Annotated in this window: 17 protein-coding genes; 8 read left to right on the top strand and 9 right to left on the bottom strand. The window is 63.8% G+C overall.

The genetic code is table 11. The annotated features are described in order from the left end of the window. Nucleotides 1-3: 3 nt before the first annotated feature. The 3 genes from mreD to OPV09_RS04985 all read right to left on the bottom strand — a co-directional run bounded on the left by mreD (nt 4) and on the right by OPV09_RS04985 (nt 2,711). On the bottom strand, nt 4-516 hold the full coding sequence (gene mreD / locus OPV09_RS04995; protein WP_034749354.1) for a rod shape-determining protein MreD: 513 nt from the start codon (nt 514-516) through the stop codon (nt 4-6). Further along, nucleotides 513-1,559: a rod shape-determining protein MreC gene (gene mreC / locus OPV09_RS04990; protein WP_034749357.1), complete on the bottom strand. Its 1,047-nt coding sequence runs from the start codon at nt 1,557-1,559 to the stop codon at nt 513-515. Before mreC ends, mreD begins: the two co-directional genes overlap by 4 nt. 108 nt (nt 1,560-1,667) lie before the next feature. Then, nucleotides 1,668-2,711 (bottom strand): rod shape-determining protein, encoded by a 1,044-nt coding sequence (locus tag OPV09_RS04985; RefSeq protein WP_010393186.1) that lies wholly within the window; start codon nt 2,709-2,711, stop codon nt 1,668-1,670. Nucleotides 2,712-3,062: 351 nt separating this feature from the next. Between OPV09_RS04985 and gatC the strand changes: the two genes are divergently transcribed. The 6 genes from gatC (at nt 3,063) to OPV09_RS04955 (ending at nt 9,370) form a co-directional block, all read left to right on the top strand. Further along, nucleotides 3,063-3,365 (top strand): Asp-tRNA(Asn)/Glu-tRNA(Gln) amidotransferase subunit GatC, encoded by a 303-nt coding sequence (gene gatC / locus OPV09_RS04980; RefSeq protein WP_034749369.1) that lies wholly within the window; start codon nt 3,063-3,065, stop codon nt 3,363-3,365. A gap of 52 nt (nt 3,366-3,417) precedes the next feature. Continuing rightward, on the top strand, nt 3,418-4,902 hold the full coding sequence (gene gatA / locus OPV09_RS04975; RefSeq protein WP_338680744.1) for an Asp-tRNA(Asn)/Glu-tRNA(Gln) amidotransferase subunit GatA: 1,485 nt from the start codon (nt 3,418-3,420) through the stop codon (nt 4,900-4,902). Between the two features lie 38 nt (nt 4,903-4,940). Next, nucleotides 4,941-6,416, top strand: coding sequence for an Asp-tRNA(Asn)/Glu-tRNA(Gln) amidotransferase subunit GatB (gatB, locus tag OPV09_RS04970; RefSeq protein WP_338682230.1), 1,476 nt, complete (start codon nt 4,941-4,943; stop codon nt 6,414-6,416). A 191-nt stretch (nt 6,417-6,607) separates the two neighbouring features. Further along, complete coding sequence (locus OPV09_RS04965) at nt 6,608-6,991, top strand: BlaI/MecI/CopY family transcriptional regulator (protein WP_046683490.1); 384 nt, start codon at nt 6,608-6,610, stop codon at nt 6,989-6,991. Next, nucleotides 6,988-8,235: a M56 family metallopeptidase gene (locus OPV09_RS04960; RefSeq protein ID WP_338680743.1), complete on the top strand. Its 1,248-nt coding sequence runs from the start codon at nt 6,988-6,990 to the stop codon at nt 8,233-8,235. The genes OPV09_RS04965 and OPV09_RS04960 overlap by 4 nt, the downstream gene beginning before the upstream one ends. Before the next feature lie 97 nt (nt 8,236-8,332). Beyond that, nucleotides 8,333-9,370 (top strand): oxidoreductase, encoded by a 1,038-nt coding sequence (locus OPV09_RS04955; protein ID WP_338680742.1) that lies wholly within the window; start codon nt 8,333-8,335, stop codon nt 9,368-9,370. Between the two features lie 8 nt (nt 9,371-9,378). Here OPV09_RS04955 and OPV09_RS04950 read toward each other — a convergent pair whose 3' ends face one another. The 5 genes from OPV09_RS04950 to OPV09_RS04930 all read right to left on the bottom strand — a co-directional run bounded on the left by OPV09_RS04950 (nt 9,379) and on the right by OPV09_RS04930 (nt 12,312). Then, nucleotides 9,379-9,708, bottom strand: coding sequence for a hypothetical protein (locus OPV09_RS04950; protein WP_338680741.1), 330 nt, complete (start codon nt 9,706-9,708; stop codon nt 9,379-9,381). Beyond that, complete coding sequence (locus OPV09_RS04945) at nt 9,708-10,178, bottom strand: carboxypeptidase regulatory-like domain-containing protein (protein WP_338680740.1); 471 nt, start codon at nt 10,176-10,178, stop codon at nt 9,708-9,710. Before OPV09_RS04945 ends, OPV09_RS04950 begins: the two co-directional genes overlap by 1 nt. A gap of 65 nt (nt 10,179-10,243) precedes the next feature. Next, complete coding sequence (locus OPV09_RS04940; RefSeq protein WP_034749384.1) at nt 10,244-10,435, bottom strand: YqaE/Pmp3 family membrane protein; 192 nt, start codon at nt 10,433-10,435, stop codon at nt 10,244-10,246. A 95-nt stretch (nt 10,436-10,530) separates the two neighbouring features. Then, nucleotides 10,531-11,397 carry an alpha/beta fold hydrolase gene (locus tag OPV09_RS04935; RefSeq protein ID WP_331778682.1) on the bottom strand — a complete coding sequence of 289 codons (867 nt, stop codon included), beginning with the start codon at nt 11,395-11,397 and terminating at the stop codon, nt 10,531-10,533. A 21-nt stretch (nt 11,398-11,418) separates the two neighbouring features. After that, complete coding sequence (locus OPV09_RS04930) at nt 11,419-12,312, bottom strand: LysR substrate-binding domain-containing protein (RefSeq protein ID WP_034749390.1); 894 nt, start codon at nt 12,310-12,312, stop codon at nt 11,419-11,421. Nucleotides 12,313-12,436: 124 nt separating this feature from the next. Here OPV09_RS04930 and OPV09_RS04925 point away from each other — a divergent pair, with 124 nt between their 5' ends. Then, nucleotides 12,437-13,180 carry a sulfite exporter TauE/SafE family protein gene (locus OPV09_RS04925; RefSeq protein WP_338680739.1) on the top strand — a complete coding sequence of 248 codons (744 nt, stop codon included), beginning with the start codon at nt 12,437-12,439 and terminating at the stop codon, nt 13,178-13,180. Then, a complete protein-coding gene (locus OPV09_RS04920) occupies nt 13,180-13,422 on the top strand; it encodes a GNAT family N-acetyltransferase (protein WP_157808878.1) in 243 nt (80 codons plus the stop codon). The genes OPV09_RS04925 and OPV09_RS04920 overlap by 1 nt, the downstream gene beginning before the upstream one ends. On the opposite strand, the gene pyrE is transcribed toward OPV09_RS04920, so the two are convergent. Next, complete coding sequence (pyrE, locus tag OPV09_RS04915) at nt 13,419-14,081, bottom strand: orotate phosphoribosyltransferase (protein ID WP_010393161.1); 663 nt, start codon at nt 14,079-14,081, stop codon at nt 13,419-13,421. The two genes, OPV09_RS04920 and pyrE, sit on opposite strands and share 4 nt — an antisense overlap. Between the last annotated feature and the right edge of the window lie 30 nt (nt 14,082-14,111).

Here is a 14,111-nt window from a genome sequence, read left to right as displayed (position 1 = left end):
TCGTCAGATCGGCCGGTTATGGTCGCGGTCCACGGCGCGGCGCTGCGGTGCCAGCAAGATCCACGTGACGATGGGCCACAGGGCGACGGCGACGAAGCTCTCGATGAAATTGAGCCAGCCGGGGAAGCGGCCCGAGACGATCAAACGCGTCAGCAATTGCAGTGCCTGCGTCAGCAGCAGCAGCGGCAGCACGTGCAGCGCCTGCGTCATGATGGGGAACCACAGCACGCGGCGGTGCATCATGATGGCGAAATACGACAGCAAGGTGTAGGCCAGCGCGTTCTCGCCCAGCAGGGTCGAGTCGTGCACGTCCATCATCAGGCCCATGAAGAAGGCCACGCCGATGCCGACCTTGCGCGGCTGGTGGATGCCCCAGAAGACCAGCACCAGCGCGACGAAATCGGGTACTCCGACGAACTGCCCCCATGGCAGCAGGTTCAGCAGAAAAGCGCACAGCAGGGAAAAGCCGATGAACAGGGGGCTGACCGGCAGCAGGATGTAATGCGGGCGGTTCATCGTGTCGCTTCCTTCGGTGGCACGGCGGCAGGTGCGGGCGCGGGCGTCGCAGGTTTTGCGGGCGCGGGCGCGGCCGCGTTGGCGGCAGGCGGCTTGGCGGCAGGCGCTGCAGCTGCCGCAGCCTCCTTGGCAGGGTCCTTGATCGGCGCCATCTTGCCGGCGATCTTGCGGCCCGTCTTGATATCTTCGGCGGGCGGACGCGGCGGAATCTCGGGCGACGTCATCAGGATGAGCAGCTGGGTGTTGCGTTCGATGCCGGCCAGCGGCTGGCACACGACGCGGCCGAACGGGCCATGCGCATTGCGCTCGACCAGGGTCACGCGCGCCACGGCCAGGCCAGCCGGGTACAGGCCGTCGAGGCCCGAGGTAATGACGATGTCGCCGATCTGGATGTCGGCGCTGGGGGCCGTGAAGCGCAATTCCATAGTGCCGGACTTGCCGCGGCCGATGGCCACGCTGCGCACGCCATTGCGCAGCAGCTGCACGGGAATGGCCTGCTCTTCATCCGTCAGCAAGGTCACTTCGGAGGTGAAGGGGAACACGCGCGTGACCTGTCCCACCACACCGAGATTGTCGATCACGGGGCGGCCCAGTTCCACGCCATGCTGGATACCGCGATCGAGCACGATCTTGCGCGTGGCCGAATCGCGCGTGTCGTACAGCACTTCGGCCATCATGGTCTTGACGGGGACGCGCTCGCGCGCTTCCATCAGCTTGCGCAAATGGTTGTTTTCAACGATGTTGAGCTGCGCCTGCTGCAGGATCTGCGCCGAGGCGATCTGTTCGTGCTTCAGGTCGCGCACCTGTTTTTCCAGGGCGGACAGCGAAGAAAAGTAATTGCCGACGCCAAGCGCCACGTCGCGCGGCACCAGGGCCGCCATCTGCACCGGGTACAGCACGGTGCCGACTGCCTGGCGCACGGCCGTCAGCGCGTGCATGCGCGAATCGACCAGCAGCAGGGCGATAGAAATGCCGGCGAACACCATCATCTTGACGCGGGCAGAGGCGCCTTGTTTGAAAAGTGGCGGAGGACTGTATTCCATGACTTCCAATGATCAGGCCAGGCGCAGTGCGCCAACGTGCAGGCCCCGGTCAAACGCCGGCGCCAAAACCAAAAAAAGGCCGGATTGGTTTCCGGCCCTTCTGTCAGATTATTCGTAGGAGAAGATCGAGCCGAGCTTGTCCATACGTTCCAGTGCCATCCCGGAACCGCGCACCACGCAGGTGAGCGGGTCCTCGGCCACCAGCACCGGCAGGCCGGTTTCCTCCATCAGCAGGCGGTCCAGGTCGCGCAGCAGTGCGCCGCCGCCCGTCAGCATCATGCCTTTTTCGGCAATGTCGGCGCCCAGTTCCGGCGGCGTCTGTTCCAGCGCGTTTTTCACGGCCGAGACGATGTTGTTCAGCGGGTCAGTCAGCGCTTCGAGGATCTCGTTGCTGGAGATGGTGAACGAGCGCGGGATGCCTTCGGACAGGTTGCGGCCCTTGACTTCCATTTCCTTCACTTCCGAACCAGGGAAAGCCGAACCGATGGCTTTCTTGATGGCTTCGGCCGTCTGTTCGCCAATCAGCATGCCGTAGTTGCGGCGGATGTAGTTGACGATGGCTTCATCGAACTTGTCGCCGCCCACGCGCACGGAACCCTTGTAGACCATGCCGCCCAGCGAGATGATGCCCACTTCCGTGGTGCCGCCGCCGATGTCGACCACCATCGAGCCGGTCGCTTCGGACACGGGCAAGCCCGCGCCGATGGCCGCGGCCATCGGTTCTTCGATCAGGTACACCTGCGAGGCGCCGGCGCCTAGCGCCGATTCGCGGATCGCGCGGCGTTCGACCTGGGTCGAACCGCAAGGAACGCAAATGATGATGCGCGGCGATGGACGGAAGAATTTCGAGTCGTGCACCATGCGGATGAATTGCTTGAGCATTTGCTCGGTCACGGTGAAGTCGGCGATCACGCCATCTTTCATCGGACGAATCGCTTCGATATTGCCCGGCACCTTGCCCAGCATCTGCTTGGCTTCCTTGCCGACTGCCTGAATGGTCTTCTTGCCATTCGGACCGCCTTCCTGGCGGATGGCGACGACGGATGGCTCGTCCAGGACGATACCGAGGCCGCGTACATAAATAAGGGTGTTGGCCGTGCCCAAGTCAATGGCCAGATCGGTGGAGATATACCTGCGTAAAAAACCAAACATGAGTGTCCTGTAGCGCATCGAGCTGCGCAAAAGCTGTTTATGGGGAGTTTCAAAGCGGGCGCTTTCAGGCACCCTGAAAATCCGTGGAGGCGATTTTTTCGGGTTTCGCTTGGCGCTTGCGCAATCTTTTCTATGCTGCGGCAGCGGTCCATCAGCGCCGGCAACGCATTAACCCGCCATTCTACCTTATAATTTGAATGCGATTTGCTCAAAAACCATGGAAAAGTGCGACTCTTGCAGCCGCGAGTTACGCGGCATTCCTCGATTTTTGTGAGCAAAATAGCAGTAAATACCCGCGTTTTATCAAAACGCCAACTTAATACTAATGCGCGGCACTCCGCGCCATTCGCCATGTCCCTGACACTCTCCGACGTAAAACGCATCGCCCACCTGGCCCAACTTGAAATGGCCGACGACCAGGCCGTCACGTCTTTGGCCCAATTGAACAAGATTTTTGCACTGGCAGAACAAATGCAAGCCGTCAATACCGATGGCGTGGCGCCCCTGAGCCACCCGCTGGCCGCCCACATGGACAATATCGCCCTGCGCCTGCGCGAAGACCTGGCCACGGAACAGAACCGCCGCGACGCCTACCAGGCCGTGGCGCCGAAGGTACAGGATGGCCTGTATCTCGTCCCCAAGGTCATCGAGTAACTGCGCCGCTCCATGCTGTTGCCTTCCCGTCGAATATCAAAATAGAAACGCCATGCATACAAAATCCATCAAACAGCTGTCCACGCTTTTGCAGAACAAGGAAATTTCCGCCGTTGCGCTGGCGACGCATTTCCTCGACCGCATCGAAGCGGACAACTCGAACGCCTTTTTGCACGTCGACCGTGCCCTGACCCTGGCGCAAGCGGCCGAAGCGGACGCGCGCATCGCCGCCGGCACGGCCACGCCATTGACGGGCGTGCCGATCGCGCACAAGGACTTGTTCGTCACCAAAGGCTGGCGCACGACGGCCGGCTCGAAAATGCTGGCCAACTACGCCAGCCCGTTTGACGCCACCGTGGTGGAAAAATTCCAGGCGGCCGGCATGGTCACCTTGGGCAAGGTCAATTGCGATGAATTCGCCATGGGCTCCGGCAATGAGAACTCCGCCTTCGGCGCCGTACAGAATCCGTGGGACAAGCACGCCGTGCCGGGCGGCTCGTCGGGCGGCTCGGCCGCCGCCGTGGCGGCCGGCCTGACGCCGGCGGCCACCGGCACCGACACGGGCGGCTCGATTCGCCAGCCTGCCGCTTTTTGCGGCATCAGCGGCATCAAGCCGACGTATGGCCGCGTCTCGCGCTTCGGCATGATCGCCTTTGCCTCGTCGCTGGACCAGGGCGGCCCGATGGCCCGCTCGGCCGAAGACTGCGCCCTGCTCTTGAGTGCCATGGCCGGCTTCGACGAGCGCGATTCGACCAGCCTGTCGCCGGAACAAGGCGGCGTGGCGGAAGATTTTTCGCGCGACCTCGATCAACCCCTCACGGGCTTGCGCATCGGCGTGCCGCGCGAATACTTCGGCGAAGGACTGGCCAAGGACGTGGAAGCGGCCGTGCGCGGCGCGCTGGCGCAGTATGAAAAGCTGGGCGCCACCCTGGTCGACATCTCGCTGCCGAATACGGCCTTGTCGATTCCCGCCTACTACATGATCGCCCCGGCTGAGGCGTCGTCGAACCTGTCGCGCTACGATGGTGTGCGCTACGGCCACCGCGCCACCGAGTACAAGGACTTGCAGGACATGTACAAGAAGTCGCGCGCCCAGGGCTTCGGCCCGGAAGTGCAGCGCCGCATCATGGTCGGCACCTATGTGCTGTGCCACGGCTATTACGACGCCTACTACCTGAAAGCGCAAAAGATCCGCCGCCTGATCGCGCAGGATTTCGACGCCGTCCTGAATGGCCCGAACGCCGTCTGCGACGTCATCATGGGACCGGTCGCGCCGACCGTCGCCTGGGACCTGGGCGACAAGACGGACGACCCGGTGGCGAACTACCTGGCCGACATCTACACCTTGTCGACCAGCTTGGCCGGCCTGCCCGGCATGTCGATCCCTTGCGGCTTCGGCGAAGGCGAGAAAAACAGCAAGCGCCCCGTCGGCCTGCAAATCATCGGCAATTATTTTGGCGAAGCCAGGCTGCTGAACGTCGCCCACCAGTTCCAGCAAGTGACGGACTGGCATACGCGCAGCCCTGCCGGTATTTAATAAGAACAGACGCGCCGCCCAGGTGGCGCCACCAAAAAATAAGCGAGAACACTATGCAATGGGAAGTCGTCATCGGTCTTGAGAACCACGTGCAACTCACGACCGAATCCAAAATTTTCAGCGGTTCGCCAATCAAGTACGGCGCCGACGCCAACACACAAGCGAGCCCCGTCGACCTGGCGCTGCCAGGCGTACTGCCCGTGATGAACAAGCAGGCCGTCGACCGCGCGATCCGCTTCGGCCTGGCCGTGGGCGCCACCGTCGCGCCGCACTCGGTCTTCGCGCGCAAAAACTATTTTTACCCTGATTCACCCAAGGGCTACCAGATCAGCCAGTTCGAAGACCCCGTCGTCATCGGCGGCGCCCTGACCTTCGGCTATGAAAAGGATGGCGAATTCGTCACCAAGACGGTCAACCTGACGCGCGCTCATCTGGAAGAAGACGCCGGCAAGTCGCTGCATGAAGACTACGCGGGCATGAGCGGCATCGACTTGAACCGCGCCGGCACGCCGCTGCTGGAAATCGTGTCGGAACCGGAAATCCGCAGCGCCGCCGAAGCCGTGGCCTACGCCAAGGCCCTGCACTCGCTGGTCATGTGGCTGGGCGTTTGCGACGGCAACATGCAGGAAGGCTCGTTCCGCTGCGACGTCAACGTCTCCGTGCGCCCTGTCGGCCAGAAGGAATTCGGCACCCGCTGCGAAATCAAGAACCTGAACTCCTTCCGCTTCATCGAAGAAGCCGTGCACGTGGAAGTGCGCCGCCAGATTGAGCTGATCGAAGACGGCGGCAAGGTCGTGCAAGCGACGCGCCTGTACGATCCGGACCGCAAGGAAACGCGCGAAATGCGCAGCAAGGAAGACGCGCAGGATTACCGCTACTTCCCGGACCCTGACTTGCCGCCGCTGGTCATCTCGCAAGCGTGGATCGACACCGTCAAGGCCTCGATGCCGGAACTGCCGGCCGCCATGCGCGCCCGTTTCATCAGCGAATACGCGCTGCCTGAATATGATGCGCTGGTGCTGACGCAATCGAAAGCCATGGCCACCTATTTCGTCGCCGTGGTCGACAAGGCCGGCAAGGAAAACGCCAAGGCCGCCGCCAACTGGCTGATGGGCGACGTCTCGTCGACCCTGAACCGCGAAGGCGTGGACCTGGACGACGCACCCGTCTCCGCCGCGCAGCTGGCCGCCATGCTCAAGCGCATCGCCGACGGCACGATCTCGAACAAGGCGGCGAAAGAAGTCTTCGCCGGCATGTGGGAAGCGAAGTCCAGCGACGAGAACCTGGTCGACACCATCATCGACGCCAAGGGCCTGAAGCAGATCTCGGACTCGGGCGCCCTGGAAGCCATCGTCGATGAAGTGCTGGCGGCGAATGCCAAGTCGGTGGAGCAGTACCGCGCCGGCAAAGAAGCGGCCATCAACGCGCTGATCGGCCAGGCCATGAAAGCCTCCAAAGGCAAGGCCAACCCGGCCCAGCTGACGGAACTGCTGAAGGCCAAGCTGGCGGGCTAATTCATCTTCCCCCAAAAAAAAGACGCCGCGGCGTCTTTTTTTTTCGCCTGCACACATGGCGTATAAACAGCCTTGTCTAGACTTTTCCTCCGCGCTGAAAGGCGTTTGAAGGCCTATTAAAATTAAAGTATACATTTTTGTCTACACGGTTTAATCTAGCCATATTGAATTTCAGGCAAGAGGAAAACCGCATGGCCAAGACGCACGACATCCCGAAACCGACGGCAGCCGAACTCGATCTGCTGCAGGCGCTGTGGCCGCTGGGCGCCGCCACGGCCAAGCAGGTGCACGAGGCGATGGCGCTGGCCAAGCCGGCCATCACGTATGGCACCGTGCTGCGCCTGATGCAGATCATGCACGGCAAGGGCTTGCTGATCCGCGACGAAAGCCAGCGCTCGCACGTATATGCGCCGGCGCAGGCGCAGGACAGCCTGCAGACGAATCTGCTCAAGGAATTGATGCAGAAGGCCTTTGCCGGTTCGGCCAAGGCGCTGGTGCTGGCGGCGCTGCGCACGGGCGTGTCGCGTGCCGAACGCGAGGAAATCGAAAAAATGCTCAAGGACGATCAGTCATGAGCGGCTTCGTGCCAGCACTGGGCTGGACCCTGCTGCACTTCCTGTGGCAAGCCTTGCTGATCGGCTGCGCCACGGCGCTGGCGTGGACAGCCCTGCGCAATGCGCGTCCTGAGGCGCGCTACGCCGTCGGTTGCGGCGCCCTGCTGGCATGCCTGGCATGGCCGGCGGCGGGCCTGTATCTGCGCCTGGCCGGTGGCGACGCCACGGGCTCCCTGTACTCCAGCGCCTTGCTGCCGGCCGCCCTGCTGGCACCCGACAGCCTGCCCGACCTGGACCTGCTGCTGCGCGCCGTCGTTGGCGTTTGGGCCCTGTGCGCCGCCGTGCTGGCCGTGCGCATGGCGCTGGGCATGCTGTGGATAGAGCGCAGCGCAAGGAACACGGGCGCCACGCATGGACCACTGCAGACCAGGCTGTCGCGCATGGCGCACGATGCGGGCGTGACGCGGCCCGTGCGGCTGCGCGTGCTCGACAACATCGCCAGCCCGCTCACGGCCGGCATCTGGCGCCCCATGGTGCTGGTGCCCGCCGCGCTGTTGACCGGCATGCCGCCGCACCTGCTCGACGCGCTGCTGGCGCACGAACTGGCGCACATCCGGCGCCACGATTATCTGATCAACCTGCTGCAAAACGCCATCGAGGCGCTGCTGTTCTTCCACCCTGCCGTCTGGTGGATTTCACGCGGCGTGCGCCTCGAGCGCGAACACATTGCAGATGATTTCGCAGCAAGACAACTGGGCGAACCGCGGCGTCTGGCTCTTGCACTTTCGGAACTGGAACGCCTCCAGTTCTCAACCCACCACCTGGCCCAGGCGGCCAACGGAGGAGATCTCATGTCACGTATCAAACGATTGCTGCGCCCCGCACCACACACCCTGAACTGGAAGGCGGCCGTGCCGCTGCTGGCCCTGGCCGGCGCCTGCCTCGGCATCTACGGCCAGGCCGTCGCCGCCGACAGCGCGCCCGTGCTCGAGCGCCGCCCCATCGTCGACTTTGGCGTCTGCGGCAAACCGGTCTGGCCAGCCTCATCGCGGCAGGCGAAGGAAGAGGGCACGGTCAACATGTCCTTCGACGTGGATGCCGCCGGCAAGGTAACGGGTTCGAGCGTCGTCAAAAGCAGCGGCCACCCGGCCCTCGACGAGGCGGCGCGCACCGGCATCGCCAAGTGCACGTTCAAGCCGGCCCTCGCCGGCGGCAAGCCTGTCAGCGCCAGCGTCAAGGTGCAATACGTCTGGCGCCTGAAGTAATGTCCGGGCGGCGGCAGCGCAGCAACATCGCAACAGCGCTGCCGCCGCCCGCTTGCGGGTATGATCATGGATTCTTCCACGCACCTGTGAACACGCCATGAACAAGATCAAAACCGGCCTCGTCGGCTACGGCTTTGCCGGCTCCACCTTCCACGCTCCCGTCCTGTCCACCATCGATGCCCTGGAACTGACTGCCGTCGCCTCGAGCAAGCCGGAACTCGTGCACAAGGATTGGCCGCACGCCACCGTGTATGCGGAACCCGCGCAGCTGTTTGCCGATCCATCCATCGAACTGGTCGTCATCGCCGCGCCCAACGAAGCGCATTTCAGCCTGGCGCAAGCGGCCCTGCAGGCCGGCAAGCACGTGGTGGTCGACAAGCCGTTCACCATTTCCAGTGCCGAGGCGCAGAGCCTGATCGCGCTGGCGAAAGAACGCAAGCTGGTGCTCAGCGTGTACCACAACCGCCGTTGGGATGGCGACTTCCTGACCCTGAAAGCACTGCTGGCGCAGGGCACCCTGGGCCGCATCGCCAGCGTCGAATCGCACTTCGACCGTTTCCGCCCCGAGATCCGCCAGCGCTGGCGCGAGTCCGCCGCGCCGGGCGGCGGCTTGCTGTACGACCTGGGCCCGCACATGCTGGACCAGGCCATGCAGCTGTTCGGCCAGCCGGAAAAGCTGTACGCCGATATCGTCCTGCAGCGCGATGGCGCGCAAGCCGTCGACTACATGCACATCGTTTTGTACTACGACCGGCTGCGCGTGGTGCTGCAAGCGGGCTGCCTGGTGAAGGCGCCAACGGCGCGCTTCGCCGTGCATGGCGACAAGGGCAGTTTCGTGAAGTTTGGCCTCGACCCGCAGGAAGACGCCCTGAAGGCGGGCGGCAGGCCGGGCCAGCCTGGCTGGGGCATGGATCCCGTGCGCGGCGCGCTGCATCTGGGCACGCAGCCGGACGGACATTGTGAACACCTGGAGATGCAGGCGGGCCGCTACCAGGACTTTTACCAGGGCATGGCCGACGCCATCCGCCACGGCGCAGCGGCGCCCGTGGCAGCCGAAGATGCGGCGGCGACGATACGCCTGATCGAACTGGCGCTGCAAAGCGCCGCCGAAGGGCGCGTGCTCAAGGTCAGTTGATCTCGGGTTCAGTTGATGACAAAGGCCAGCACCACGGCGCCCAGCGCCAGCAGGGCCAGGCCGCAGATGAACAGCAGCTCGCCCCACCATTCGTAGCGCGAGCGCGACTGGCCGGGGCGCAGCGACATGAACGACAGCACGGCGCTGACGAGAAAGACGATGGCGTCGACAGCAAGCAGCTTGTCGATGGCCACGCGCACCTCGCCGCGCGGCGCCAGGTGCCCGATCGACAGCACCGTCATGCAGACGCCGACCATGGTCGCCGACGTGGGCAGGATATGCGCCGACAAACCCCGCGCCGACAAGCCCTGTTCAGGCGCCTTGCCGTCGCCAGGCATCAGGATTTACCTTGATTCGTTCCGGCCGGCCAGATCAGTTCTACCCGCGCGGAACTGCCAGCCTTGATTTGCAGCTTGCGTTCCAGCGTCTTGCCGGCCAGGGTGACGCGCAGGCTGTAGCTGCCCGGGGCCAGTTTCGCCAGCAGGAACGGTCCGCTGGCCGTCGTTTCCAGCACCGGCGCGCCCTTGGCGTCGCGTATTTCCAGCTTCACGTCGGAGGCAAATTCCGCCTTGCCCGCCGCCTGCACGGAAAACACGAGACTCAAGGGCCAATGCCGGCTGGCGCTCTTGATGGCCGTCGACTCGTCGAGGCCGATGCCGCCGCTCAGGTATTCCACCGCCCCGCTCTTCTGCACGGGCGGCAGCGCGCTGTCGGTTTGGGCCTGCGCCGCACTTCCCAGCAACAGCCCGGCGGCCAGCATTGCCGCCGCCAAGCCCAGGGTACCGCGTCTGCGTCTGTTTGATGCCATCTCACTCTCCTCATGTCGGTTGAATCAAGATAGGAAGCGCAGCTTAGGACAGCCTTAGAACAGCGTTAGCGCCGGCGCATGGCCTCGGCGATCTTCTGGTCCGTCTTGTACTGGCTCAGCGCGTACACGGCCCAGATCGTCGCTGGCAGCCAGCCGATCAGGGTGATTTGCAGGATCAGGCAAATGATGCCGGCGATCGGGCGGCCGATCGTGAAAAAGGTCAGCCACGGGAGTAACAGGGCAATCAGCAAGCGCATCGTTCGTTCCTTGAGTATTCCCCTGTGCCGCGGGGACCGGGCCGGCATGCGCCGGCGGTAAATTCAGTCTAGCCGATTATAACGATACTGGCGTCTCACGCCGGCACGGGTGCCAGCAGTTTTTCCATCCAGGCCAGGATGGCGGCGAAGATGACATCGCGGTTCACTTCATTGAAGTTCTCGTGATAATTGGCCGGATAGTAGTGATAGTCGAGCAAGCCATCGGGCACGCTGCGCAGCAGGCTTTCCGTGGCGCGGCTGTCGGCCAGCTTGTCGTCGCCCGCCACCACGGCGAACAGGGGGAAGCGCCAGTCCGACAAGCCGCCCGCCAGTTCCTTTTGCGCCGACGTCAAGGCATGGGCAAAGCGCACCGATGCGGCACTGGCACGGATGCCGTCGCGCTCATCCTGGAAATGGCGCGCGGTGATGGTTTGATCGTGCGTGAGCAGCATGGTCAGGTTCCCCAGCGGCACCTTCATCGTGGGGAAGCGCCGCGCCAGCCAGCCCGACAGCATCTGCAGCACCTTCGGCACGGGTATCGCATTCACGTAATACGGCGATGAAATCACAAACCCCTTGATGGCCGCATCGCCCGCGAAGCGCCGCAACCCCAGGTGCGTGGCGATCAGGCCGCCCATCGAGTGGCCCATGACGAATACGGGCATGCCCGGATACGTCTGTTTGACCCAGGCGAGGAACAGCTCCGCGTCGTCGAGGAAGGCGTCAAACGAGGGAATGTCCACCTTGCGCTGGCCATCATGGCCCACCATGTCGAAGCTGACGGTGGCGATACCGTGCTGGCGGAAGTAGAGCGCCGGTGTGACGTAGTCACCTGCGTGCGCCATGCCGCCGTGGATCGCCAGGATCACGGCACGTGGATGCTCGGGCTGCCAGATGTGGATCGGCCGCTCGACCTGGTCGCTGCACAGCAGGCTGGCCATCTTGTCTTCTGAAAAACGCATCGCTGCTCCTGTCATGCCCTGTCACGCCTTCAGATGATCGATCAACTGGCGCGCATACAGGGGTAATTCACTGAACTGGCGCACGCAGATCGTGAGATTGCGTACCGACCAGGGATCGGATAATTCCAGGCAGCGCAGCGCCATCGTCTGCTGGCAGCGGCTGGCCGCCGCCAGCGGCACCACGCTGATGCCCACGCCGCTGGCCACCATACGGCAGACGGCATCGAAGCTGCGCAGGCGCACGCGCACCTTCAATGGGCGCCCCAGGCGCGCCGCATGCATGCCCAGGTATTGCTGCATCGCGCTGTCGTCGGCCAGACCGATGAAATCGTGATCGAGCACGCTGGCAAAGTCGACCACGCCATCCTGGCCCAGCGCGCGGTGGTGCACGCCGTCGGCCGCCGCGATGACCACCAGCCGGTCGGGGCGGAACAAAAACGTCTGCAAGCCGCGCATGTCGACCGAGTCGGACACGATGCCCATGTCGGCCAGCCCTTCCGAGACGGCCTTGACGATATCGTAACTGAGGCGCTCTTCCAGGTCGATGGTCAGGTTCGGATGGCGGTCGAGAAAAGCGCCCAGCGCCTCGGGCAAAAATTCGCTGAGCGCGGCCGTATTGCACAACAGGCGCAACTGCCCTTTCAAGCCGCGCGCAAATTCGCCAAGTTCGCCGCGCATTTTCTCCATTTGCAGCAGCACCAGGCGCGCGTGATGGAGCAAGGTCTGGCCCACGGGTGTCGGCTCCACACCGCGCCGCCCGCGCAGCAGCAAGGGCATGCCCAGCATCTCTTCCATGCCGCGCACGCGCGCACTGCTCGACGCCAATGCCAGGTGGCTGCGCGCGGCGCCCGCCGTCAGGCTGCCCGCCTCCACCACGTTGACAAACAGCTGCAAATCGACGAGATCAAAGCGCATGGCGGCTCTCCTTTTCGCCATCTTACCAGCCTTCGTATTTGACTAAGGCTGACTCAAAATAATCCGCCTTGGCGAAAGTGTCTGGCAAGCGCAGAATCCACGCAGTTCACTGTGGATAAAAAAGATGGAGACCTCATTCCTGCTGGCCGTCGGCGCCAGCTTCCTCGCCGCTGGCTTCGTCAAGGGCGTAGTCGGATTGGGCTTGCCGACGGTGGCCATGGGCACGCTCAGCCTTGTCATGCCGCCCGTGCAGGCGGCCGCCCTGCTGATCGTGCCATCGATGGTGACGAATGTCTGGCAGCTGGCGGCCGGCCCCGGCCTGCGCGCCCTGCTGCACCGTTTGTGGCCCATGCTGGCCGCCGTCATGGCCGGCACTCTGGCGGGCGGCGCGTTGCTGCCGCAAGACAGCGGCGCCTGGGCCGTCGTCGCGCTGGGCGTGGCGCTGATGCTGTATGCGCTGGCGGGATTGTTATCGCCGCAGTTGCGCGTGCCGGCGCGGCACGAAGCGTGGCTGGGGCCCGTGGCGGGCGCCGTGACGGGACTGGTGACGGCCGCCACGGGCGTCTTCGTCATCCCCGCCGTGCCGTATCTGCAGGGACTGGGGCTGGCGCGCGATGCGCTGGTGCAGGCCCTGGGCCTGGCGTTTACGGCATCGACCGTGGCGCTGGCGGCCAGCCTGGCCCTGCACGGCGACTTCAGCCTCGGTGCGGCCGGCGCTTCCGCGTATGCGCTGCTGCCCGCGCTGGCCGGCATGCTGGCCGGTCAATGGCTACGCGGACGCATCGCGCAGCAGGTATTCAAGCGGTGCTTTTTTGCGGGGCTGTTCGCCCTGGGCTTGCATGCGGCGGTCAAACCATGGATGGCGTGATGCAGATCGACTGGCAAGGAGACAGCGCGCTGTGCGCGTGGATCGACGGCCAGCAGGTGGCCATGCTCGACATCAGCCGACACGCCGATGAAGTGACGGTGAACATGCTGTTCGTGAAACCGCCATTCCGCCGGCGCGGCATCGGCGGCGCACTGTTGCGGCGGCTGTTGCAATGCCACCCGCAAGCTGCCACTGCCTGCAGCGACCCGCGGCTGCGGGCGCTGCTGGAGAGAACTACTTAAATACCATACCGATTGCGGTATGCGGAGACGGCTTCTTTATATTTCAGCAGTTCCGGATCAGCGCCCGCGCCATTCAGGTAGCCGAACAGATCGTCCAGGTTGCCGATCGAGATGACGGGAATGCCATACTGTTTCGACACTTCCTGCACGGCCGAACTTGGCGACAGCTGGCCGTCCGGGCCGGAACGCTCCATGCGGTCCAGGGCGATCAGCACGGCGCATGGTTCGGCGCCGGCGGCACGTATCATGTCCACCGATTCGCGCACCGAAGTGCCCGCCGAGATCACATCGTCAATGATGACGACTTTGCCATGCAGCTTGGCGCCGACGATGGTGCCGCCTTCGCCATGGTCCTTGGCTTCCTTGCGGTTGAAGGCGAACGAGGTGTTGCGGCCCTTGCCGGCCAGTGCCACGGCGGTGGCCGACGCCAGCGTGATGCCCTTGTAGGCGGGGCCGAACAGCATGTCGAATTCCACGCCCGAGTCGAGCAGGGTCTGCGCGTAGAACTGCGCCAGCTCGGCCAGGGTGGCGCCGTCATGGAACAGGCCCGCATTGAAGAAGTACGGCGACTGACGTCCGGCCTTGGTCGTGAACTCGCCAAACCGCAAGACTCCCTTGGATACTGAAAACGCGATAAACTGCTGGCGTAAATTATTCACATTAGCCTCATTTTTTAAAAGTGCCTGTAT

The organism is Janthinobacterium sp. TB1-E2 (assembly GCF_036885605.1).
Lineage (GTDB): Bacteria > Pseudomonadota > Gammaproteobacteria > Burkholderiales > Burkholderiaceae_D > Janthinobacterium > Janthinobacterium aestuarii.
This window is presented reverse-complemented; position numbering and strand designations above follow the sequence as displayed.

Excerpts from the sequence above, each read along its gene's own strand:
- mreD (WP_034749354.1), bottom strand. The coding sequence starts at position 516 with ATGAACCGCCCGCATTACATCCTGCTGCCGGTCAGCCCCCTGTTCATC.
- mreC (WP_034749357.1), bottom strand. The coding sequence starts at position 1,559 with ATGGAATACAGTCCTCCGCCACTTTTCAAACAAGGCGCCTCTGCCCGC.
- OPV09_RS04985 (WP_010393186.1), bottom strand. The coding sequence starts at position 2,711 with ATGTTTGGTTTTTTACGCAGGTATATCTCCACCGATCTGGCCATTGAC.
- gatC (WP_034749369.1), top strand. The coding sequence starts at position 3,063 with ATGTCCCTGACACTCTCCGACGTAAAACGCATCGCCCACCTGGCCCAA.
- gatA (WP_338680744.1), top strand. The coding sequence starts at position 3,418 with ATGCATACAAAATCCATCAAACAGCTGTCCACGCTTTTGCAGAACAAG.
- OPV09_RS04965 (WP_046683490.1), top strand. The coding sequence starts at position 6,608 with ATGGCCAAGACGCACGACATCCCGAAACCGACGGCAGCCGAACTCGAT.
- OPV09_RS04960 (WP_338680743.1), top strand. The coding sequence starts at position 6,988 with ATGAGCGGCTTCGTGCCAGCACTGGGCTGGACCCTGCTGCACTTCCTG.
- OPV09_RS04955 (WP_338680742.1), top strand. The coding sequence starts at position 8,333 with ATGAACAAGATCAAAACCGGCCTCGTCGGCTACGGCTTTGCCGGCTCC.
- OPV09_RS04950 (WP_338680741.1), bottom strand. The coding sequence starts at position 9,708 with ATGCCTGGCGACGGCAAGGCGCCTGAACAGGGCTTGTCGGCGCGGGGT.
- OPV09_RS04945 (WP_338680740.1), bottom strand. The coding sequence starts at position 10,178 with ATGGCATCAAACAGACGCAGACGCGGTACCCTGGGCTTGGCGGCGGCA.
- OPV09_RS04940 (WP_034749384.1), bottom strand. The coding sequence starts at position 10,435 with ATGCGCTTGCTGATTGCCCTGTTACTCCCGTGGCTGACCTTTTTCACG.
- OPV09_RS04935 (WP_331778682.1), bottom strand. The coding sequence starts at position 11,397 with ATGCGTTTTTCAGAAGACAAGATGGCCAGCCTGCTGTGCAGCGACCAG.
- OPV09_RS04930 (WP_034749390.1), bottom strand. The coding sequence starts at position 12,312 with ATGCGCTTTGATCTCGTCGATTTGCAGCTGTTTGTCAACGTGGTGGAG.
- OPV09_RS04925 (WP_338680739.1), top strand. The coding sequence starts at position 12,437 with ATGGAGACCTCATTCCTGCTGGCCGTCGGCGCCAGCTTCCTCGCCGCT.
- OPV09_RS04920 (WP_157808878.1), top strand. The coding sequence starts at position 13,180 with ATGCAGATCGACTGGCAAGGAGACAGCGCGCTGTGCGCGTGGATCGAC.